At 69.4% G+C, this 21,600-nt stretch carries 20 protein-coding genes; 10 read left to right on the plus strand and 10 right to left on the minus strand.

Annotated features, from left to right (window positions below; all coding sequences use genetic code 11):
• Positions 1-5: 5 nt before the first annotated feature.
• From FJY74_04780 to rpmH, 10 genes are all read right to left on the minus strand, one after another.
• Positions 6-317, minus strand: a complete 312-nt coding sequence (locus tag FJY74_04780; protein ID MBM3307618.1) for a hypothetical protein — start codon at positions 315-317, stop codon at positions 6-8.
• Between the two features lie 322 nt (positions 318-639).
• Positions 640-1,077 (minus strand): polymer-forming cytoskeletal protein, encoded by a 438-nt coding sequence (locus tag FJY74_04785; GenBank protein MBM3307619.1) that lies wholly within the window; start codon positions 1,075-1,077, stop codon positions 640-642.
• Between the two features lie 132 nt (positions 1,078-1,209).
• On the minus strand, positions 1,210-2,067 hold the full coding sequence (locus FJY74_04790) for a ParB/RepB/Spo0J family partition protein (protein MBM3307620.1): 858 nt from the start codon (positions 2,065-2,067) through the stop codon (positions 1,210-1,212).
• Positions 2,064-2,921 (minus strand): ParA family protein, encoded by an 858-nt coding sequence (locus tag FJY74_04795; GenBank protein ID MBM3307621.1) that lies wholly within the window; start codon positions 2,919-2,921, stop codon positions 2,064-2,066. Before FJY74_04795 ends, FJY74_04790 begins: the two co-directional genes overlap by 4 nt.
• Before the next feature lie 386 nt (positions 2,922-3,307).
• Positions 3,308-3,976, minus strand: coding sequence for a 16S rRNA (guanine(527)-N(7))-methyltransferase RsmG (rsmG, locus tag FJY74_04800; protein ID MBM3307622.1), 669 nt, complete (start codon positions 3,974-3,976; stop codon positions 3,308-3,310).
• 215 nt (positions 3,977-4,191) lie between these two features.
• Complete coding sequence (locus tag FJY74_04805; protein ID MBM3307623.1) at positions 4,192-4,854, minus strand: Jag N-terminal domain-containing protein; 663 nt, start codon at positions 4,852-4,854, stop codon at positions 4,192-4,194.
• A gap of 33 nt (positions 4,855-4,887) precedes the next feature.
• On the minus strand, positions 4,888-6,687 hold the full coding sequence (yidC, locus tag FJY74_04810; protein ID MBM3307624.1) for a membrane protein insertase YidC: 1,800 nt from the start codon (positions 6,685-6,687) through the stop codon (positions 4,888-4,890).
• A gap of 54 nt (positions 6,688-6,741) precedes the next feature.
• Positions 6,742-6,999, minus strand: coding sequence for a membrane protein insertion efficiency factor YidD (yidD, locus tag FJY74_04815; GenBank protein ID MBM3307625.1), 258 nt, complete (start codon positions 6,997-6,999; stop codon positions 6,742-6,744).
• A gap of 10 nt (positions 7,000-7,009) precedes the next feature.
• Positions 7,010-7,360 (minus strand): ribonuclease P protein component, encoded by a 351-nt coding sequence (locus FJY74_04820; GenBank protein ID MBM3307626.1) that lies wholly within the window; start codon positions 7,358-7,360, stop codon positions 7,010-7,012.
• 39 nt (positions 7,361-7,399) lie between these two features.
• The gene (gene rpmH / locus FJY74_04825; GenBank protein MBM3307627.1) at positions 7,400-7,537 is read right to left on the minus strand and encodes a 50S ribosomal protein L34; all 138 of its coding nucleotides are present in this window, start codon (positions 7,535-7,537) and stop codon (positions 7,400-7,402) included.
• Between the two features lie 454 nt (positions 7,538-7,991).
• Here rpmH and dnaA point away from each other — a divergent pair, with 454 nt between their 5' ends.
• The 10 genes from dnaA to FJY74_04875 form a co-directional block, all read left to right on the plus strand.
• Positions 7,992-9,350 (plus strand): chromosomal replication initiator protein DnaA, encoded by a 1,359-nt coding sequence (gene dnaA, locus FJY74_04830; protein ID MBM3307628.1) that lies wholly within the window; start codon positions 7,992-7,994, stop codon positions 9,348-9,350.
• 541 nt (positions 9,351-9,891) lie between these two features.
• Positions 9,892-11,013: a DNA polymerase III subunit beta gene (dnaN, locus tag FJY74_04835; protein MBM3307629.1), complete on the plus strand. Its 1,122-nt coding sequence runs from the start codon at positions 9,892-9,894 to the stop codon at positions 11,011-11,013.
• 16 nt (positions 11,014-11,029) lie between these two features.
• Entirely contained in the window at positions 11,030-12,181 is a 1,152-nt protein-coding gene (locus FJY74_04840) for a DNA replication/repair protein RecF (protein ID MBM3307630.1), read from the plus strand.
• Complete coding sequence (locus FJY74_04845; GenBank protein ID MBM3307631.1) at positions 12,178-12,537, plus strand: DUF721 domain-containing protein; 360 nt, start codon at positions 12,178-12,180, stop codon at positions 12,535-12,537. The genes FJY74_04840 and FJY74_04845 overlap by 4 nt, the downstream gene beginning before the upstream one ends.
• Complete coding sequence (gyrB, locus tag FJY74_04850) at positions 12,518-14,812, plus strand: DNA topoisomerase (ATP-hydrolyzing) subunit B (protein ID MBM3307632.1); 2,295 nt, start codon at positions 12,518-12,520, stop codon at positions 14,810-14,812. The genes FJY74_04845 and gyrB overlap by 20 nt, the downstream gene beginning before the upstream one ends.
• An 18-nt stretch (positions 14,813-14,830) precedes the next feature.
• Positions 14,831-17,257, plus strand: coding sequence for a DNA gyrase subunit A (gene gyrA / locus FJY74_04855; GenBank protein MBM3307633.1), 2,427 nt, complete (start codon positions 14,831-14,833; stop codon positions 17,255-17,257).
• A gap of 17 nt (positions 17,258-17,274) precedes the next feature.
• Complete coding sequence (locus FJY74_04860) at positions 17,275-18,996, plus strand: hypothetical protein (protein MBM3307634.1); 1,722 nt, start codon at positions 17,275-17,277, stop codon at positions 18,994-18,996.
• Positions 18,993-19,865, plus strand: a complete 873-nt coding sequence (locus FJY74_04865) for a hypothetical protein (GenBank protein ID MBM3307635.1) — start codon at positions 18,993-18,995, stop codon at positions 19,863-19,865. The genes FJY74_04860 and FJY74_04865 overlap by 4 nt, the downstream gene beginning before the upstream one ends.
• Before the next feature lie 28 nt (positions 19,866-19,893).
• The gene (locus FJY74_04870) at positions 19,894-20,673 is read left to right on the plus strand and encodes a hypothetical protein (GenBank protein MBM3307636.1); all 780 of its coding nucleotides are present in this window, start codon (positions 19,894-19,896) and stop codon (positions 20,671-20,673) included.
• Between the two features lie 227 nt (positions 20,674-20,900).
• Positions 20,901-21,600: hypothetical protein (locus FJY74_04875; GenBank protein MBM3307637.1), on the plus strand; the 700-nt coding region annotated here is incomplete at its 3' end.

Here is a 21,600-nt window from a genome sequence, read left to right on the forward strand (position 1 = left end):
CCCGGCTACGACACCACGGCCTTGAGCGCGCTCTTCACTGCAGCGCTGATCCGACCGGCGGCTGTGCGACGAATCTCCTCGACCTCCCGCCGACCGTCCGCGAGTGCGCTGTCTGCGCGGGCTTCAGCCTCGGCACGCGCAGCATCAACGAGCTTCCTGCCCTCGTCCCGAGCCTCGCGTGTCGCATCCTGCAGCATGCGTTCGGCCGTCTCCCGCGCGTCGGCGAGCATGCGCTTCGCGTCACTGTGAGCCGAGCGGGCTGCTTCGTCCGCGGCCTTCTCCGCATCCCTGATCCTGCGAATCGCTTCCGAGACCACGCGTCCTCCTCGAGCGACGACCGTGCGTCCTCGCGCCGGGAGTTCATCTACAGGTCATCCACACGCGCAGGCCGCGGCCGGCCGCGCGGAGCGGCGACGCGCAACCCCGCGGACCGCACGCACTTGCGCATTCGGCGCGGCTACTGACAGACTGCGACTCCGGTGGATAACCGCGCCTGCGCGCTGACCCCCGTGTCATCTAACGTGCCATCTTATCGGGAGATAGCGTAGTGAGGCCCCGCTATGCACATTTGTCCACACGTGCCGCCGCGGGGGGCTTCACAGTGGCTGCGGATCCGCGCAGGACACGCTCAAGGAAGACCTAGTAGCGTGCCTCGGCTTCCTCGAGTTCCTCGCTGTCGCTCCGCTCGAGTCGGCTATCCGATCGGCGCCGCGTCGGCGGTTCGACGACGTCGCCCATCTGGCAGTTGCCCTGGAACACGACGCCGTCCTCGATCACGAGCCCGCGCGTCTTGATGTCACCGAGCAGCTGGGACCCGCGACGAAGCTCGATCTTTCCGGACGCGAACACGTTGCCGTACATGTGGCCACCGATCACGGCGTTCGCGACGGTGGCGTCACCGTCCACCTTGCCGCTGCTGCCGACGATCAGCGTGTCGGTCGCGTCGATCGTGCCCTCATAGTCCCCGTCGACCTCGATGCTGCCCTCGACCTTGATGTCGCCCTTGAGGGTGGTTCCCTCACCGATCACCGTGTTCACGCCGCCCACGGTCGTCCTCTCGCCCTCTTTCTGGAACATCGCGGACCCCCCTGCGACCTGGCTTCAGAGCCTCGCTCCGAGCCCATCTCCCACGCCCCGCGCCACGGACGGCGCGACGCTATCAGACGACATGCGCCAAGTCAACATCCAAGCCCTGTCCGACTCCCGCGCTCACCTCGCGCCGCCCATCGTGAGCTGCTCGAGGATCCTCTCGAGGTCCTCGTCCGAGTAGTACTCGATCCGGACGGACCCCTCCTTCCCGAGCCGTTCGATCCTCACCAGGGTTCCGAACACCCTCTGAAGCCGCTCCTCCCACTCCCTGATGAATGGGTCATCGCTGCGCCTCGGTCGCGCCGCCTTCTTCCTCTTCACGGCCCCGCGCGCGAGCGCCTCGACCTCTCTCACGGACAGCCCGCGAGCCGCCGCCCGCTCGGCGACTCGCCGCCGCTCGTCGGGACTGCCGAGGCCCAGCAGCGCCCGCCCATGCCCTGCGCTGAGCTTCCCGCTTCGCAGCATCTGCTGAACGTCAGGGGGCAGATCGAGCAGCCGAAGCGCGTTCGCCACGGTGCTCCGGTCCTTGCCGACGCGCTCCGCGACATCGACCTGCGTCGCTCCAGCGACCTCCATCAGCGTCTCGTACCCGTGCGCCTCGTCGATCGGGTTCAGATTCTCGCGCTGCAGGTTCTCCACGAGGGCGACCGCGATGGCCCCCGCATCGTCCGAGTTCCTGATCACGGCGCTCACGGTCTCGAGCCCCGCCAGCCGTGCCGCCCGCCACCGCCGCTCCCCCGCCACGAGCCGGTACTTCCCTCCGCCGAACTCCCTCACGATGACCGGCTGCAGCAGTCCGTACGCCTTGATCGACGCGGCAAGCTCGCCGAGGCTCTCCTCATCGAACATCGTCCGCGGCTGCTCCGGGTTCGGCTCGATGTCGCCCACACGAAGCTCAGCCAGCCCGGGTCCGGCCGTCGGCGCCTCCGCCCCCGGGATCAGTGCGCCCAGCCCACGCCCAAGTGCCTTCCTGTTCATCTCGCCCCACCCCCGGTCTCGCGCCAATCGCCTACTTCATCCGCTCCGGCGCCGTCCACTCTGCTTCCAACACCTACGATCGCGGCCTGCTCTCCGCCGGCCATGACCTCCTTGGCGAGGGCGATGTAGCTCTGCGCCCCGGCGGACAGGATGTCATAGAGGATGATCGGCCGCCCGAAGCTTGGGGCCTCCCCCAGCCGCACGTTCCGCGGGATCATGGCTTTGTAGACCCTGTCACCGAAGTACCGCCGCGCCTCGTCGGCCACCTGCCGCGCAAGCGTCAGTCGGCCATCGTACATCGTCAGCGCGATGCCCTCGATCCGCAGCCCCGCGTTCAGGTTCCGCTGCACAAGGCGAATGCTGTTGAGGAGCTGGCCCAACCCCTCAAGGGCGTAGTACTCGCACTGGATGGGCACGATCACGGTGTCAGCGGCCGTCAGCGTGTTCACGGTGAGTAGGCCCAGTGATGGCGGGCAGTCGATGAAGATGAATTGGTAGTCGTCCCTGACACGCTCCAGCGCGCGCTTCAACCGTGTCTCTCGTGCCATCACGTTCACGAGCTCGATCTCCGCCCCGATCAGCCGCTGATGCGCCGGCAGCACATCCAGGAACGGCAGCTCCGCGGCCTTGACGATCGCCTCGTTGACCTCCGCCTCACCGATCAGCACCTCATAGATGCTCTGCTTCACATCGTCCCGCGCGATCCCGATGCCGCTTGTCGCGTTGGCCTGTGGGTCGATGTCCACGAGCAGGGTCGGACGCTCAGCCACGGCCGTACATGCTGAAAGGTTGACGGCCGTTGTCGTCTTCCCGACCCCGCCCTTCTGATTGGCGATGGCGATCACCCGGCCCATGGTACCCCTCGATGTGGATAGCGCATGTCATCCCACGCCAGGCGCTGGCTTCATGCTGGCAGGTGGTGGGAGCATCATACAGCGAGCCGAAGAACTGTCAAGAGAGAAATTCTGGATAAGCGCTGTTGTCCACAGGGGATTGGTGTGAGCGTGTCGGGACCCGGGGCACTGGGATATGGGGCGTTGAGCGGTCGTGCGCTGGCGGCATCGGACTGCATGCGCGGGGTGTCCGCGCCGGGGTGTTTCACGTGGAACGTGGAGAGGCAGTGCGGGGGCTGGGCGTGCCGGCCTCATCCACGGCACCAAGGCTGCGGACGCTAGGATCTGCGCTCCCGACGGCCCCCTCGCTGATGGTAAGAGGCCGCCCGACTCTGCTCTCGCGGTGCTCAGCCAGGCGGCTCAGTCTTCTGGGATCGCCTGCCACCCGGCGTGCCGGGCGCCCTCCCCTCTTGCTTCACGTGGAACTCCACGAACCGCGTGCCTCTTCCGTACCCAGGCAACTGGACATCCCGCACCCACCCCAACTCGCAACCAACGCCGCTCGCGAGCGAGACTGCGCGCGCCTCCTCCCGCTCCCACGCCGGGCCCTTGAACAGGATCAGCCGTCCCCGGCTCGATAGCAGCCTCAGGCTTGGGACAAGCGTCTCCTCGATCGCCCCCAGGGCTCGAGACACCGCCACATCGAACTGCCGCACACCCCCCAGCGCCTCGAGCCTCGCGTGCACCACCTCGACATTGTCCAGAGCGAGCTCGCGTGCTGCCTCCTTCAGAAACACGATCCTGCTCCTCCTCGCATCCACCAGGACGACGCGCACAGCGGGCCGCAGTATTGCGATGACCACGCCGGGAATCCCACCGCCTGTACCCAGGTCGGCCACATCCTGTGCACGCCCCGTGGCACCCCCCAGCGGCTCTACTCTGAGCAGCGCCGCCGCGTCCGTGACGTGGAGACCGATCTCGCCCTCTGCTCGCCTCGAGACCAGCCTCAGGCGCCTGGACTGCTGCCCCAGCAGCTGTGCGTACCTCTCCAGCCGCCCCCAGGAAGCGTCGTCCACGGCGCCACTCAGAGACTCAATGACCCCTCGCCTCGGTGCGGCGCCCGGACCTGCATGATCGTCCATGTCACCCCCTAGAACGAGTCCCCCGGCTGGGATCCAGCGCCAGCCGGGGAGACATCGCTCAACACACAGCATACATAGCGTGGGCAGTTGTTGCAGAGATCGCCGCCCCTCTGGGGCAAACGTCAATCCTCAGAGATTGCCTGCGATCGTCACGGGGTTGGAGCGGACTTCCCCGCGCTACCCTGGGAACCGGTGCCCCGCTGCTCGCCCCCCGACTGCCTCGCGCGCGGCCGACGACGACGCCCGCGCCCGGACCTTCTGCGCCCACCGGATCGCGCGCCCGGGGCGGCTGCGCCGACCGCCTCCGGAGCCTCCTGCCTCGTGCCGCGGTCCCCGTGCCGGCGCCCACGCGGTCGCCTGGACGGCTCCGGCTCGTCCGACACGCGCGGCCTGTGCCCACCGACACTCAAGATCACGCGCTGGCTGTTCCGGTCCTCGTTCTGGAGGATCCGGTTCACCATGTACTCCAGAGACGCGAGGGCAAGTCCGCCCTTGTCCGACAGCAGGGCGTCATCACCGGCGGTCGACACGTCGATGTGCAGATCGTGCCGCCGCTCAAGCGTGTCCAGCTGGCAGCTGATGTCCATGCGCCTGAGCATGTCGCGCAGCAGCGTCTCTGCGCGGTCCCGCGCCGACTGCCTGTGCGCGACACGGACCCTCGCCGGCGTCCCGGGGAAGATACCGAAGAGGCCTCGCCGCCCCCGGGTGACGACCGTCACCTCTGCCTCGTCCGTCGTGATCCCGAGTTCCCTGAGCGCACTCGCCGTCGCCTCAGCGACGGTCCTGCCTGTCCTTTCCGTGCTGCGGGTCATGCTGTTCCTCCAGAGGCTACCCCCACGAGGTGATCACTTCCGCCTGCGCCGTCGTCCCTGAACCGCGCGCGCGCCGCCGGCGCGTGGCGACTCGTTGGGGACGGACATCGGAGGCGCAGGTGGTGATGGGGCCGGTGCTCCGTCGGGGGTAGCAGCGTCGGCTGTCCGCGCGGCGGTTGAACCGCGCTGGACGTAGAACTGCTGGGCCACGCTGAGGACGGTGTTCACCAGCCAGTACAACACGAGACCCGAGGCGAAGTTGTAGAAGAGCGCCGTGAACACGATGGGCATGAGGTTGTTGACGATGGCCTGGCTCGGGTCCTTCGAGGACATGCGCTGCTGCGCGAGCATCGCGGCACCCATGAGGAGCGGAAGCACGTGGATGGGGAATCCCGCGATGAACGCGACCGTGTCGGGCATGGAGAGGTCGGTGATCCAGAGCGCGAACGGCGCCCCGCGCAGCTCGATCGTGGTGCGAAGCACCTGGTACAGGGCGATGAACACCGGCATCTGGAGGAGCATCGGCAGGCAGCTCCCCATCGGGTTCACGCCTTCCTTCTTGTACAGCTCCATCTGGGCGCGCGCGAGCGCTTCGCGATCGCTACCCAGCTTCTCCTTCAGCGCCTGGAGCTTCGGCTGAAGGTCCTGCATGCGCTTCATCTCGGTGAAGCTCTTGTGCGTGAGGCGATAGAAGAGGAGCTTCGTGATGATCGAGAAGAGGATGATGACAACCCCGTAGTTGGGGATGAGGCGATAGGCCCACCGAAGCGCGACCAGCATGAAGACGGAGAGCGGGCGGAAGATGGTCCACCCGAGGTCGATCGCTCGGTCGAGATGCCTGCCCATCTCACGCAGGGCGTGATAGTCCTGCGGTCCTGCGTACACCGCGAACGCGGTGGCCGCCGCCTCTCCCTCAACCCGCAGCCCGGCAGTGAACGCCGCCGCCCTGTTCTCGGCGTCCCCGGTGGTCTCGACCCCGATGAACGAGTCTCCCTCGGGCATCACCGCCGTGACGAAGTACTGCGACTGAGAGGCTACCCAGTCGATGACGCCGCTCTCCCGCTCGACGTCTTCATCCTTGAGGCCTCGCAGCCGCGTCCTCGCGACCTTCCCGTCGACGAGAGCGACCGTGCCGATCGCGTTGTCGTCCTCGCGCTTCTCCGAGGGCACGACGCCGGGCCATCCGATCCACACCTCGCGCCGCGCCCCTGGCTCGACCAGGCCGCCGACACCGACGAGCAGTCGAAACGCGTACGCGTCTGGTGAGAGGATGTACTCCTTCGAGACCTGGACGCCACTCGAACTCACCGCATCGAACTTGAGCGAGCTCGCACCGCCCTCGACGAGCGTCAGGTGGTTCGGCCCATCGTACCGGAAGTCCAGCCGCCCGGTCTCGATCACCGAGGGTCCGTAGCGGACGTCAAGCTCGAGCCCTCGCTTGTCCGGCGGCACCAGATCGACGTACCCGCCGCCCGCCGCCTCGTAGCCCAGCAGTCTCCACGAGGTCACCGAGGCGCCGCGCGTGGAGAACGTCGCGACCCACAGCGGCGACTCCACGACGATCGCCCTCTCAGGCAGGCCGGCACCAGTGACCTCGCCATCGGCCCCCGGCTCTTCGACCGGGGCGGCGAACACGCGCTCCGCCGAGCCTGACCCGACCGCCGACAGCCCGCCCTCGCTGACGGTGTCGGGAACCGCGCGCTCGGCCACCCCCTCCGTCGAGTCGACCGGCTCCGCAACGGGCTTCTGCCCTGTCCTGCTCGCGATGAAGTTGTACCCGAACAGCACGAGGAATATGAGCACGACAGCAAGCAGGGCGCGTCGCTCGTCCATCCTCGCCTCCACAGTGAGTGCCACCGCGCCCACTCGCGCCGCGGCCGCATCGCCCTAGCGCCGGTTAGGCACGGGATCCACCCCGCCGTCTGCCCAAGGGTGGCAGCGCAGGACCCTCGCGGTCGCGAGCCAGATGCCCCGCGCGAGACCGTGACGCCTGAGCGCCTCCACGGCGTACGCCGAGCAGGAAGGGTGGTAGCGGCAGGTTGGCGGAAACAGGGGAGAGATCAGACGCCTGTAGAGCTCCACGAGCCCCACGAGCGCCCTGGTAGGCAGATGGGGTGTCCGGTGCGACCCTGTGAGACCAGCCATCAACCGTCTGCTAGGCCGCTCTCGCGGCCTTCCCATTCCCGTCTGATCCGGTCCGTTCCGACACCCGGACGAGCGCTGCAGCGACCGCCGTCTTCAGTTCCCCCCACGGCGCCTCCGGCGCTCTCTCGCCCGCAACGAAGACCAGAGTCTCGACGAAGGGGAGATCGACACCGCTCGTGCGGTAGGCCTCCTTGAGCACCCGCCGGGCCCGGTTGCGTCGAACCGCGCCCCCGACCCTCCTCCCGGCCAGGAACGCCACTCGCGGCGGCCCGTCGCCTGCCCGATAGACCATCCGGAAGAACGGCGTTCGCACAGATTGTCCGCTCTTCAGGGCCCTGTCCACCGCATCCCGGCTCGCGATCCTACGGTGCCTGTTCTGCCTCTCCAAAGGCACCCGCCCCTACCGAGTCGTCAGGCGCTTCCTGCCCTTGGCGCGCCGGCGTGCCAGGACCTTCCGGCCCCCGGGGCTTGACATGCGCTGCCGAAACCCGTGCTTCGCCTTCCCCTTGCGCACCTTCGGCTGGTAGGTCCTCTTCATCGTCCCCTCGGTCTCGTGGCTTCCCGTCGCTGCTCAAAGCCTATAGGCTACGGCCCTTCATGAGCGCCTGTCAAGCCATTTCTCCCGGCGACCCGGCACGCCTGCTCGGTCCCCCTCCCCCCGAGATTTCGCTTGCGCTCGCCAGGGTCCTGTGCTAGGATGCCGCCCGCCACACGACCCGTTGATAACCCCCCGATCCGGGAGGGTCCTCAGCACCGACTGAAGAAGCTGGACACGGATGCTCGACCGACGGCTGCGCCCCTGGCTGGAGAGCCCCGCAGATCAAGTGACATAATCTGCTGTCAGATAGTCGGTTAGCGGTCTATGCACATTGGGGAAGTCTCCTGTAGATAAGTGCACCGTCCCCATGCTGGCACTAGCTCCTAGAAACGACTGTTTCCTCGTGGAATCTGCCGCTTGCGTCATGTGTGGATAAGATGCTGACAGCTGGTTGATGAGGTGCCGTGTGAGCCCGACTGCCCCCGAGATCTGGACCAAAGCCCTCGATCTCATCAGGGCTGAGACCGAGCAGCAGAGCTTCAGGACCTGGTTCGAGCCCGCCCGCCCCCTGGAGTTGACGGACGGCACCATCAAGGTGGAGGTCCCGAACCGCTTCTTCGCCGACTGGCTGGAGGAGCACTACCAGAGCCTCATCTCACGCGCCCTCCGGGAGGCCTCCGGCCAGGAGATCCAGGTCGCCTTCCAGGTGTCGCACCGCCGCCCCGACGAGTACGAGCCCGTGTCCCCGAGGAGGCTCCAACCCACGGTGGCGCCGGCGTCCGCCGCCGCTGAGTCCCAGCTCAACCCGCGGTACACGTTCGACTCGTTCGTAGTGGGGAGCAACAACCGCTTCGCTCAGGCCGCGAGCATGGCAGTGGCCGAGGCCCCGGGGACAACATATAACCCACTGTTCATATATGGCGGGGTGGGCCTCGGCAAGACGCACCTGATGCAGGCGATCGGCCACTACGTCCGCCAGCAGCGACCGCAGATGTCGGTCTACTACGTGTCGTCCGAGACGTTCATGAACGAGCTCATCACCGCCATCCAGCGGGGCACGACGCTGAGCTTCCGGGACAAGTACAGAAGCCGCGACGTCCTTCTCATCGACGACGTGCAGTTCCTGGCGGGGAAGGAGAGCACACAGGAGGAGTTCTTCCACACGTTCAACGCGCTCTACCTGGCGCACAAGCAGATCGTGCTCACGAGCGATCGCCCGCCGAAGCAGATCGCGACCCTCGAGGAGCGCCTCGCGTCCCGGTTCGAGTCCGGTCTGGTCACCGACATCCAGAGCCCCGACCTCGAGACGCGCATTGCCATCCTCCATAGAAAGGCCGAGCTGGACGGGATCCTGATCCCGAACGACGTCATCCACCTCATCGCGAACAGCGTGACCTCGAACATCAGAGAGCTCGAGGGCTCGCTGGTGAGGCTCCTCGCGTTCTCCAGTCTCACCGGCAGCGAGATCACCGTGGACCTGGCCAAGGAGGTTCTGAGCGAGTTCCTAGGCCGCCCGCGCGGGCCGGTCTCCGTAGCGCGCATCCAGCAGGCGGTCGCCGAGGCCTACGGCGTGCCCGTCGAGAAGATGAAGGCGCGCGGGCGCTCGAGCCAGATCGCGCTCGCGCGACAGGTCGCCATGTACTTCGCGCGCGAGATGACGCCCCTGTCTCTCGCGCAGATCGGAGAGCACTTCGGCGGCCGCGACCACACGACCGTGCTTCATGCCCACCGACGCATCTCGGAGGAGACGAAGAAAGCGAGCCCGATCCAGCGCGACATCGAGAACATCAAGCGCGTGATCCGCATCCCCTGATCCCGCCCCGTCGCAGTTCACATCGTTCCGTGACTTCCCCGTGGAGATCGTGGTGACGGCCGTGGGCAACTCTCTCCGGAACGAGCGTCCTCACGCAACCCCTGCGTCTTGCCTACGGGTTGTCAAACGGCTCCCCACGTTGAGCCGATTCGCCCACCGCTCTTCCGACTCGCACGCGCGGCACAACCAGAGTGACGGCGGTCGTTCTCCACATCCACACAGCCCCTACTGCTACTTCTGAGATTCTCTATCTCAGAAGAAGAAGGAAGCGTCTCCCAACGCGCGCGGCGTAACGCATACGTAGTGATTGATATATTGTCCGACGGCTGTCGGGATCCGGCAACCACGGGGCGCGGGGCGGGAACGAGCTCCACGGAGCGGCGGGCGGAGTGCGACGAACGCGCCGGGCGTGCGGGTTTGTCGCTTGCCAGCGCCAAGGCCCGCCCCTATAATCTGGCGCTACGACGCGGCCCCCGAGGGCGATGGGGGTGCCTTTGCCTGGCGGATGCAGCCGGTTCGCGGTCATCGCGGAGGTGTGCCCATGAAGTTCACGATCGCTCGGCAGGATCTGGACAAGGCCATCCAGAGGGTGCTGGCCGTGGTGTCTCCGAAGACAACGCTCCCGGTCCTCGGCAACTTCCTGGTCGAGGCTGACGCCAAGGCGAAGCAGATCGCGCTGACCGCCACGGACCTCGACATGACCGTCACGACGAGAGTCGATGCGGCGGTGGAAGAGGGCGGCGGGATCACGATGCCGGCGAAGCGGTTCGCGGAGATCGTGCGCGAGCTGGGAGCGCAGGATGTCGCGGTGAGCGTGGAGGGGGAGGAGATCGGCATCCGGTGCGGCAAGGGCAACTTCAGGATCGTCGGCATCGCGCCGGAGGAGTTCCCGACGCTTCCGAAGAGCGACCCCGCAAGCGCCTTTCCGCTCGACGCGGCGATGTTCACTCGCATGGTGGACAAGGTCGCGTTCTGCGCGTCGAAGGACGAAACGCGTCCGTCGCTGAACGGAGCGTACTGGGAGTTCGCAGCCGACTGCATGACCATGACCGCGACGGACGGCCACCGACTCGCCACGTTCAAGGCGGCGGGCAAGTACAAGGCGCTCGCAGGGAAGAGCATGATCGTCCCGCCGAAGGCGCTCGCGCAGGCCGCCAGGGTCGTGGGCGCGGAGGCCGGCGCGCAGTCCAGCGTCTCGCTGCACGAGAACCACGTGACGTTCTTCATCGGGTCGACGACGATCAACTCGCGACTGCTCGAGGGGCCCTTCCCCAACTACCGGCAGGTGATCCCGAAGGACAACGACAAGGAACTCGTCGTGGACCGCGACGAGCTGGCGGCGGCCGTGCGCAGAGTGGCGGTGCTGGCCGACACGCTCACGCACCAGGTCCGCCTGACGATCTCAAGGAAGAAGATCGACCTCGTTGTTTCGACCCCGGACGTCGGCGAGGCGAGGGAGGAGATCCCGGGTCGGTTCGCGGCCGACAAGATGGACGTCGGCTACAACGCGACGTATCTGCTCGAGGTGCTCAAGCATATCGACAGCGACGAGGTGAGGTTCCTCTTCGGTTCGCCGGTAGGCGCCGCGGTGGTGACGGGAACCGGAGGGGATGGGGCGCAGGAACACGTGTGCCTTCTCATGCCGCTCCGGCCGTCGGCGTAGACGGGGGTGCGCCAGGGTGTGGCTGAAGGCGCTCCGGCTCGAGGACTTCAGGGTGTTCGCGCGCCTCGAGCTTGAGCTCGTGCCGGGCCTGAACTTCCTCTACGGCCCGAACGGGTCCGGCAAGACGAGCATCCTGGAAGCGGTCTCGTGGCTCGCCGTCTCGCGCTCGCTGCGCGGAGCGTCGGAGAGCGAGGTCGTGAGGTGGGGGACGAGGCGCTTCGGCGTGGGCGGCGAGTGCGCCGACGGCGAGCGCCGAACGACGATCGTCCTTCGCTACGAGAGGGGCGGCACGCGGGAGGTGACGGTCGACGGTGCGCCGCTCGCGAAGCTGTCCGAGCTCGTGGGTGTCCTTCGGGTCTCGTGGTTCGGTCCGGAGGACACCGCGATCACGAAGGGCGGCCCCGCGGAGCGGCGGCGGCTGCTCGACCTTGCGCTCTGTCAGGCCGACCACGCGTATCTCGCGGCCCTCGCGGACTACCGCCGGGCGCTGAGGCAGCGCAACGAGGCGCTGCTGGCGTGGGGCTCGGACGACGACGCGGACGCGCTCGTCGACGTCTGGACCGAGCAGCTCGTGAGGAGCGGAAGCCGGGTGGTCGCGACGAGGCTGGGGTTCCTTCCCGCGTTCGGGGAGCGCGTCTCGGCCGCGCACGCGGCGATCGCGCCCGGGGACAGCATCACGCTCTCGTACAGGAGCTCGATCGCCCCGCCGGCCGGCGATGCCTCCGGAACACCCGACGAAGGACGAGGGGCGGTGGAGTGGAGCGCCGACGAGGCCCGGACGGCGCAGGCCTTCCGGGACGCGCTCCGCAGGGTGGCCGACGAGGAGCGCCGCCGCGGGCTCACGCTCGTGGGCCCGCACCGCGACGACCTCGACGTGCGGCTCAACGAGCGGTCCCTGAGGTCGTTCGGGTCCCAGGGGCAGCACCGCACCGCGGCGATCGCGCTCAAGCTGGGGGAGGCGGCGATGCTCGCTCAGGACGGCCGCGGCGTGACCGTGCTGCTCGACGACGTCGCGTCCGAGCTTGACGATCGGAGATCGTCCGCTCTCGTCGAGTTCGTCGGAGGCGTCGGCCAGGCGCTCATGACCTCGACACGCCCACTGCCCGGGACGCCGGGCGTCGCGTGCGCCGCGCTGCGCGTGGAGCGCGGGGAGGTCGCACGGGCTTGAGCAAGGCGCTCCCGATCTCGGACGTGCTCGCCGCGGTCGTGCGGAACCTCGGGCTTTCGAGGAAGCTGTCCGAGCACCGCGCGGTCGTGGACTGGGAGGACATCGTCGGGGCGCGCGTCGCGGAGCACGCGCGCGCGCTGCGGGTGGACTCCGGCCTCCTGTTCGTCGGCGTCGACAGCAGCGTGTGGGCCCAGGAGCTCACGCTCATGAAGCAGAGGATCCTCCGTGAGCTGCGCAGTCGGGTCGGGGAGGGTGTGATCAACGACGTGCACTTCGTGCTTGGAGGAGCGAGGCCCTATGGCGCCTCCGGTATCGGCGGCACAGAAGCAGAGGACCATGGCAAGACCCACGGATAGAAAGAGGAGCGCGCGGCCGAAGGACAAGGCGGCGGGCGCGCGGCCGGCGAAGGGCGGGGCGAGGTCGGGCGGCCGCAAGGGCGGCGCCGCGAAGCCCCAGGCCCGCAAGCCGGGCAGCGGCAGGCCCGCGCCCCGCGCCGGGGCGGGGAAGGCGCCGAAGCCGTCGCCGAGGGCGGCGCGGCCGGTGAAGGCGGCCGCGAAGAGGCCGCCCACGCACGCGAAGAAGGCGGAGCCCCCGGCGCCCCGCGAGCGCGCGACGACCGACGAGTCCATCGAGCGCAAGGTCGTCGAGGAATTCCCCATCGAGCCGGCTGCGCAGGTCGGCGCGGGCGCGGCGGACGGCAGCTACGACGCGAAGCACATCACCGTGCTCAAGGGACTCGAGGCGGTGCGCCGCCGCCCGGCGATGTACATCGGCGACACCGGGAAGCGCGGACTCCACCACCTCGTCTACGAGGTCGTCGACAACTCCGTGGACGAGGCGATGGCGGGGTTCTGCGACCGCATCGTCGTCACGCTCCACAAGGACGGCAGCTGCACGGTCGAGGACAACGGGCGCGGCATCCCCGTGGACATGCACCCGACCCAGAAGAAGTCGGCGCTCGAGGTCGTGATGACGATGCTCCACGCCGGGGGCAAGTTCGACAGGCAGAGCTACAAGGTCTCGGGCGGTCTTCACGGCGTGGGCGTGTCGGTCGTCAACGCGCTCTCCGAGTGGATGAAGGTGGAGGTCACGCGCGACGGGACCGTGCACGCGCAGGACTACGCGCGCGGCACCCCGGACGCCCCGGTGAAACCCATCGGGAAGCGCAAGAAGAGCGGGACGAAGACCGCCTTCCTGCCCGACCGCGAGGTGTTCGAGGAGACGGAGTTCGATTTCGAGATCATCCAGTCGCGCTGCCGCGAGCTCGCGTTCCTCAACGCGGGGCTCACGATCGCGCTTCGGGACGAGCGCACCGACGAGGAGGCCGAGCACTGCTACAAGGGCGGCCTCCGCGAGTTCGTGAAGTACATCAACGAGAACGAGACCCCGCTCCACACGAAGGTCGTCCACTTCCAGAAGGAGCGCGAGGGAACCGTCGTCGAGATCGCGCTCCAGTACAACGAGTCGTACCGCTCGAGCATCTACAGCTACGCCAACAACATCAACACGGTCGAGGGCGGCACGCACCTCACGGGCTTCAAGCAGGCGCTCACCCGCACGGTCAACACCTACGCCGAGAAGGCGAACCTCCTCGGGAAGGGCGACGAGGCGGTCCAGGGAGACGACTGCCTCGAGGGCCTGGCCGCGGTCGTGAGCGTCAAGGTCAAGGAGCCGCAGTTCGAGGGCCAGACGAAGACCAAGCTCGGGAACAGCGAGGTCAAAGGGCTCGTCGCGTCCGTCGTGGGGGAGGGGCTCCAGGAGTTCTTCGAGGAGACCCCGTCGGTCGCGAAGCGCATCGCGACGAAGGCGCTCTCGTCCGCACAGGCGCGCATGGCGGCGAGGAAGGCGCGCGACCTCGCGCGAAGGAAGTCGGTCCTCGAGAGCGGGTCGCTGCCTGGCAAGCTCGCGGACTGCTCCATCACGGACCCGGACAGGTGCGAGCTCTATCTGGTCGAGGGCGATTCGGCGGGCGGCTCGGCGAAGCTCGGTCGCGACCGGCGCTTCCAGGCGATCCTCCCGCTCCGCGGCAAGATCCTGAACGTGTTCAAGGCGCGCCTCGACAAGATCTTCCACAACGAGGAGATCGGCACGATCATCACCGCGCTCGGAACCGGCGTGGGCGAGGCGGCTGGGAACGGCGACGACGGCGAAGACGCTGGCCGGGACGACGGGTTCAACGTCTCGAAGCTGCGCTACGGCAAGACGATCATCATGACGGACGCCGACGTGGACGGCGCGCACATCCGCACGCTGCTCCTTACGTTCTTCTACCGGTTCATGCGCGAGCTCATCGAGACCGGCCACCTCTACATCGCGCAGCCGCCGCTCTATCGCGTGAAGAAGGGCAAGGACGAGCACTACGCGTACGACGAGAAGGAGCGCGAGAAGATCCTCCAGCGCGTCGGGCGCGACGGCGCGATCATCCAGCGGTTCAAGGGCCTCGGCGAGATGAACCCGGAGCAGCTCTGGTCCACGACGATGGACCCGGAGCGGCGCGTGATGCTGCAGGTGAGCGTCGAGAGCGCGGCCGAGGCGGACCACGTGTTCAACATCCTCATGGGCGACGCGGTCGAGCCCAGGAGGAAGTTCATTCAGACGCACGCGAAGACCGTGCGGAACCTCGACATCTAGCGGGGGCGCGGAGCCACGATGCCACAGAGTGAGCGCATCATCCCGATCGTCATCGAAGACGAGATGAAGAAGTCGTACATCGATTACGCGATGAGCGTGATCGTCTCTCGCGCGCTGCCGGACGTCCGGGACGGCCTGAAGCCCGTGCAGCGCCGCATCCTCGTCGCGATGAATGACCTCGGCCTCGAGCACACGAAGCAGCACCGGAAGTCGGCGAAGATCACCGGCGACGTGAACGGCAACTACCACCCGCACGGCACCTCGGCGATCTACGACGCGATGGTGCGGCTGGCGCAGGATTTCTCGCTCCGCTACCCGCTCGTGGACGGGCAGGGCAACTTCGGCTCCATCGACGGCGACAGCGCGGCGGCCGAGCGGTACACGGAAGCGAGGATGACGCGCGTCGCCGAGGACCTCCTCGCCGACATCGAGAAGGACACGGTCGACTTCGTCCCCAACTACGACGAGACGCGCAAGGAGCCGGTCGTTCTCCCGGCGAAGCTGCCGAACCTCCTCATGAACGGCGCCGCCGGCATCGCCGTCGGGATGGCCACGAACATCCCGCCGCACAACATCGGCGAGATCGTCGACGGCATCGTCCGCGTGATCGACGACCCGGAGGTGCCCGACGAGGAGCTCCTCAAGATCGTCCACGGGCCCGACTTCCCCACGGGCGGCATCATCTTCGGCCGCGCGGGCATCCGCGACGCGTACCTCACGGGGCGCGGTCACATCGTCGTGCGCGCGCGGGCGAACGCGGAGACGCACCAGAACGGCGCCGAGTGCATCGTCGTGACCGAGATCCCCTTCATGGTCAACAAGTCGAACCTCATCGAGGCCATCGCCGACCTCGTGAGGAGCGACAAGGTCCAGGGGATCCGCGACATCCGCGACGAGTCGGACCGGGACGGCATCCGCGTCGTCATCGATCTCAAGCGTGACGCGCAGGCGGCCGTCATCCTGAACCAGCTTTACAAGCACACGCAGATGCAGACGACCTTCGGCGTCATCATGCTCGCGCTCGTCGAGGGCGTGCCGAGGGTGATGACGCTCAAGCAGATGATGGAGCACTTCATCGCGCACCGCGAGGTCGTCATCGTCCGCCGCACGAGGTTCGACCTCGAGAAGGCCGAGGCGCGGGCGCACATCCTCGAGGGCCTCAAGAAGGCGCTCGACCACATCGACGAGATCGTCCAGCTCATCAAGAAGTCGAAGGACGTCGAGGACGCGAAGTCGCAGCTCATGAAGCGCTTCCGCCTGTCGGACATCCAGGCGCAGGCGATCCTCGACATGCGGCTCCAGCGCCTGACGGGCCTCCAGCGGAAGAAGATCGAGGACGAGTATAAGGAGACCATCAAGCTCATCGCGTATCTCAAGAGCATCCTCGAGAGCCGCGCCAAGGTGCTCGAGATCATCAAGGACGACCTCAGGGCGGCGGCCGAGCAGCACGGCGACGAGCGGCGCACCGAGATCGTGGAGGCGACCACCGACCTCACCATCGAGGACCTCATCGCCGAGGAGGACGTCGCGATCTCCATCTCGCACGGCGGCTACATCAAGAGGCTGCCCATCGGGATGTACCGGCGCCAGCACCGCGGCGGGAAGGGCGTGACGGGCATGGCGACGAAGGAGGACGACTTCGTCGAGCACATGTTCATCGCCTCGACCCACGACTACATCCTGTTCTTCACGCAGACCGGCCAGTGCCACTGGCTGCGTGTCCACGAGATCCCGCAGGCGGGCCGCGCCGCGAAGGGGAAGGCGATCATCAACATCCTCGAGCTGAACGCCGGCGAGCACATCCGCGCGTTCCTGCCGGTGCGGCAGTTCGACGACGACCACTTCATCGTGACGGCGACGAAGCTCGGCGTCATCAAGAAGACGCGCCTGTCGGCGTTCGGGCACCCGCGGCGCGGCGGCATCCGGGCGATGGCCATCGACGACAAGGACGAGCTCATCGAGGCGGCGGTGACGGACGGGAAGTGCGACATCCTGCTCGCGAAGCGCAGGGGCAAGGCCATCCGGTTCCACGAGAAGGACGTCCGCGAGATGGGCAGGACCGCGCGCGGCGTGCGCGGGACGAGCCTCGAGAAGGGCGGCGCCGTCGTCGGCATGGCGATCATCGCGGGCGAGAGCGGCACCATCCTCTCCGTGACCGAGAACGGGTACGGGAAGCGGACGAAGGTGTCCGACTACCGCATCATCCGACGCGGCGGCATGGGCGTCATCTCGATCAAGGCGAACAAGCGCAACGGCTGCGTGGTGGCCGTGAAGGCCGTGAACGACGGCGACGAGATCATGATCATGACGGCCAAGGGCGTCATGATCCGCCAGCCGGTCGCCGGCATCTCGGTGATCGGCCGCAACACGCAGGGCGTCCGCGTGATCAATCTCACGGCCGGCGACAGGGTGGTGGACGTCGCCTGCGTGGTGCCCGAGGACTAGGAGCGGGGGGGCGGGGCTTGGATCGAGCCGAACGCACCGCGTTCATCTCCTTCCTGAGCCATGCGGGGCTTGCCGCCCTCACGGCGCCGGTCGCGTTCGCGTCCGGAAGCGCCGCCGTCCTCGGGCTCTCGTTCCTTCTTGCGTCCGGGCTCGCCGCGTCCGGGCTCGCGCTGTCCGGTCGTCTTCTCTCTTCCCGCGCGCGGCGACCGCTGCCCGCGGCGCTCTCGAATCTCGCTCTTTTGCTCGTCGGCGTCGGGCTCGTCTGGGCCGCGGTCGCGCTCGTGCTCGCGTCCCCGGCGGGTCCTCGCGCGCTGACCACCGAGGCGGCGCTCGCGTGCGCCGCGGCGGCGGTCGCCCTCCTTCTTCTTGCGCGGCGCGAGCTCTCCGTGGGCTGGGAGGCGGACAGCCGTGGGCTCATCGCGGTGGGGCGGCACTCCGCGGTGTCGGCCGCGGGGGCGGCGCTCGCGGCGGCGGCGCTCGTCGCCGGGCCGGAGACGCTCCCGTTCGACAGGCCCGCATCGCTTGCGATCGCCGCGCTCGTCGCGCTGTCGGGACTGGGCTTCGTCGCGAGCGCAGCGCTCGCTCTCCGCGCGGGCCGGCCTGCCGAGGCAGCGCTTCCGGTCCGGCTGGGGTCGGTGGCCGCGAAGGACCGGAGGTGGGGCCGCCGCGGCGTGCTCAGGGCGCGGATGCGCAGGGTGCACGACGCGCTCTTCCATCCGGCGCACCGGTGGGCGACGGTGTGCCGGACCGCGTGCGCGCTTCTTGCGGTGTGGGCGCTGTCCTCGGTCTCGATCGTCGGGGCGGGGCGCGTGGCGCTCGTGAGCGGGCGGGGTGCCGTGCGCGGGGCGGGGCCTGGCGTGCACGCGAAGCTGCCGTGGCCGATCGAACGTGCCGAGCTTCTGGACGTCGGCGGGGTGCGGCGGGCGGCCGTCGGCGGAGGCGCCGTCACGCTCACCGCGTGCCCGTCGCGCCTCGAACAAGGGGTCGCGAGGCTCGCGGCGTCCGCGGGCTTCCCCGTGCGCGACACCGCGCGCGCCGCACGCCGCGGGGCCGAAGACCTCTTCCTCACGGGCGACGGCGAGCTCGTCGCGGTCGAAGCGGCGGCGCACTACGACGTGCGCGACCCCGCGGCGTTCGCGCGGGCGCTCGACCCGGACGCGGTGATCGAGCGCGCGCTTCGGGCCGAGGTCGCCGCGGTCATGGGCGCGGTGAGCAGGCGGCGGGCGGTCGGCGGCGACCGCCGCGAGCTGGAGCGCGCCGCCGCGCGGGATCTCGAGCGCTCCCTTCGCGCGCTCGGTCTCGGCGTGGCTGTGCAGTCCGTGGAGTTCCTGCGCGTTCTTCCACCCGCGGCGGCCGGGGCGCTCGGCTCCGCGGCGTCGGCGCGGGACGAGGCGGAGCGGATCGTCGTCGAGGAAGCGGCCGGGGCCGCGCGGGCGCTCGCGGACGCGCGGACCGAGGCCGCGGAGACGCTCGCGGCGGCGCGCCGCTACGAGGCCGACCGCGCGCGGGCAGCGCGCGCCGAGGCCGCGAGGTTCGCGGCGCTTGCGCCGCGGCACCGGCAGGGGACGTCGGTGACGGAGACCGCGCTGACCTTCGAGACCATCGAGGCGCTCCTGGCCGGCGCGGACAAGTGGATCCTCGGCGCGGGCGTGGCTCTCGAGGGCCACGACCCGGCGCCGTTCGACAGCGCCCTGGGTCGCGCGGGCGCGGCGGCCGAGTGGCCGAGGGAGGTCCCGTGAGACGCGCAGTGCTCATCCTGGCGGGCGTCCTCGCCCTCGTCTACGTCGCGGCGACGGGGCTCTACGTGGTGGACCACGGCGGCGCGGCCCTCGTGACGCAGCTCGGGAAGCCGGTGAGGGTGGTCGAGGAGCCCGGGCTGCACTTCAAGATGCCCGCTCCCGTCCAGAGCGTCCAGGCGTTCGACCGCAGGCTCCGCGTGTGGGACTCCGAGCCCATCGAGTGCGCCACGGCCGACAGCGCCGCGGTCGTTCTCTCGGTGTACGCGGCGTGGCGCGTCGGCGACACGCGCGCGTTCGCCGCCGAGTGCGGCACGCCGGAGCGGGCGGAGCGGCGCATCGCGGACGCCGTCCGGTCGAGCCTCGCCGCGGCGGTGGCCCGCGAGCCGATGGGCGCGCTCGCGTCCACGGTGGGGTCGGACATCCGGACGCCGTCGGTCCTCGCGACCGTGAGGCGCGAGTGCGCCGCGGCGGTGGAGGGGATGGGGATCGAGATCGCGGAGGTCGCGCTCACGGGCATGACGCTGCCCGCCGCGGCGCGGGAGGCCGTCGTGCGCAGGATGAGCGCGGAGCAGGAGGCCGCGGCGGCGCTCGAGCTGGCCGCGGGCGAGGAGGAGGCGGCGAGGATCCGCGCGGCGGCCGACAGCGAGCGCGTCGCCATCCTGAACGACGCACGGCTCGCGGCTGAGCGCATCAGAACCGAGGCCGACGCGGAGGCGCTCGGCGTCCTCGCCGCGGCGCACGCGGCGGACCCGGAGTTCTATCGGTTCGTGCGGACGCTCGACGCGTACCGCGCGTTCATGGACGGCAGGACCACGGTCGTGCTCTCCACGGACTCGCCGCTGCTTAGGCTCCTCGAGCGGAAGGAGTAGCCGCGATGCGGGCGGGGAGGGACGCGGGATGAGGCGCGACGGCCGCGCGAGGGGGACGCGGGGTCTCCGGGCGCTGTGGGCGGGCGGCGCCGCCCCGGCGGCGCTCGCAGCGCTCTGCGCGTGGGCATGGCACGGCGCCGGCGGCCCGGAGGCAGAGCGCTGCGATGCCCGCCGCCTCGAGCTCCTCACGGGCGACCGGTGCCTCGTCGAGTGCCGGGTGGTCGTGGAGCGCGAGGCGGCGGGCTCGCCCGCCCCGCGCGTCGCCCGGCTCGCGCAGCGGGCGGCGGAGGCCGCCGCTGCCTCGGCGGTCGCCCACGCGGCCCTGCCGGACCTCCTTGGCCCGGGCGTGTCCGCGGTCGAGACCGCGGCGGCCGCGGCGGCGAATGCGTCCCTCGAGGCGCGCGGCGAGGGCGATGTCATAGCGGCCGTGAGGCTCCGCGACGTGCGACCGATCGGCGCCGCGGGCGAGGCCCTTGCCCGCGCCGGGGAGGCGGGGAAGACGCGGCGCGAGACGGTCGCCGCGGCCCTGGCCCACACGGAGAGGATGCGGGTCCTCGCCGCGGGCGAGTCCGCCGCGCTCCTGGCGGCCGCGCGGGCCCACGCGGAGCGTGCCGCAGCGGCGTCGCGGGACGAGGCCGCGCGGTTCGCCGCCCTCCTGGCCGACTATCGGGTGGACCCGGCGGGCGTCGCGGAGCGGCTCTTCGAGGAGACGATGACGGCCGTGCTGTCCACGGCCAGAACGCGAGTCGCCGGGGAGGCCCCGGAGCCGGCGGCAGGGAGCGCCGGCCGGGGTCGGCTTGGCGCTTGACACGGCGCCGAGCGAGCGGCTACAGTCGGCGGGACCGCGGCCCGGCGTCCCGAGGCGCACGGCGTTCGGACGCCGGCCGTTCACGTAGGCCATGCCCACTCCACACGCACGACCGCGCCGACGGTCCCGTGGCGCCCCGACGATCAGGGGCTCGGGGCCGACCCGAGGGGGATGACGGCGCCGACGCCCGGCGGGCGCGCGACACCGAGCGAAGAGGACCGGCCAGGATGAAAGACGCCTTCGTCTCCAGGGAGAGTCTCGACAGGCTCGTGACGAGATGGGCGACCGACCGTCGCGTTTTCGTCCCCGTGACCTTCGACATCATGAACCACGAGGAGACGCCCGACTACGAGCTCGTGCGCGACAAGGTCCCCGGGACGGTCACGCTGCACGGCGCCGCGCCGGCCCACACGCCGAAGTCCTTCCTCTTCTATGCGCGCGAGGTCGTCGCGACCTACCCAGGCGCGCCGGCCGAGGCGACCGTCGAGGCGCCGCCCACCGTCCTCGTCGGCCCGCGCGCCTGCGACCTCGCGGCGCTCCGCAAGTACGACAAGGTCTACTGGAGCACGAAGCACTTCACCGAGGAGTACGACGACCCCTTCTACATCGAGAAGCGCGAGCGCACGCTCATCGTGTCGCTCGACTGCACCGCGCCGAAGGAGACCTGCTTCTGCACGAAGGTCGGCGGGAAGCCACACCCCGACGACGGGTTCGACCTCAACCTCTCGCCGGTCGAGGGCGGGTTCATCGTCACCGTAGGCTCCGCGAAGGGCGAGAAACTCCTCGAGGGCGCCGACAACCTCCTCACGGCCGTGTCGGCCGAGCACCGGAGCGAGCGCGAGCGGACGAGAAGGTCCGTCGCCGAGGCCGTGGACCGGCAGAACGCGAAGTTCGAGATGGACGGCCCGCCGGACGCGTACGATCTCG

It is taken from the genome of Candidatus Effluviviaceae Genus I sp., assembly GCA_016867725.1.
Classification (GTDB): Bacteria; Joyebacterota; Joyebacteria; order Joyebacterales; family Joyebacteraceae; genus VGIX01.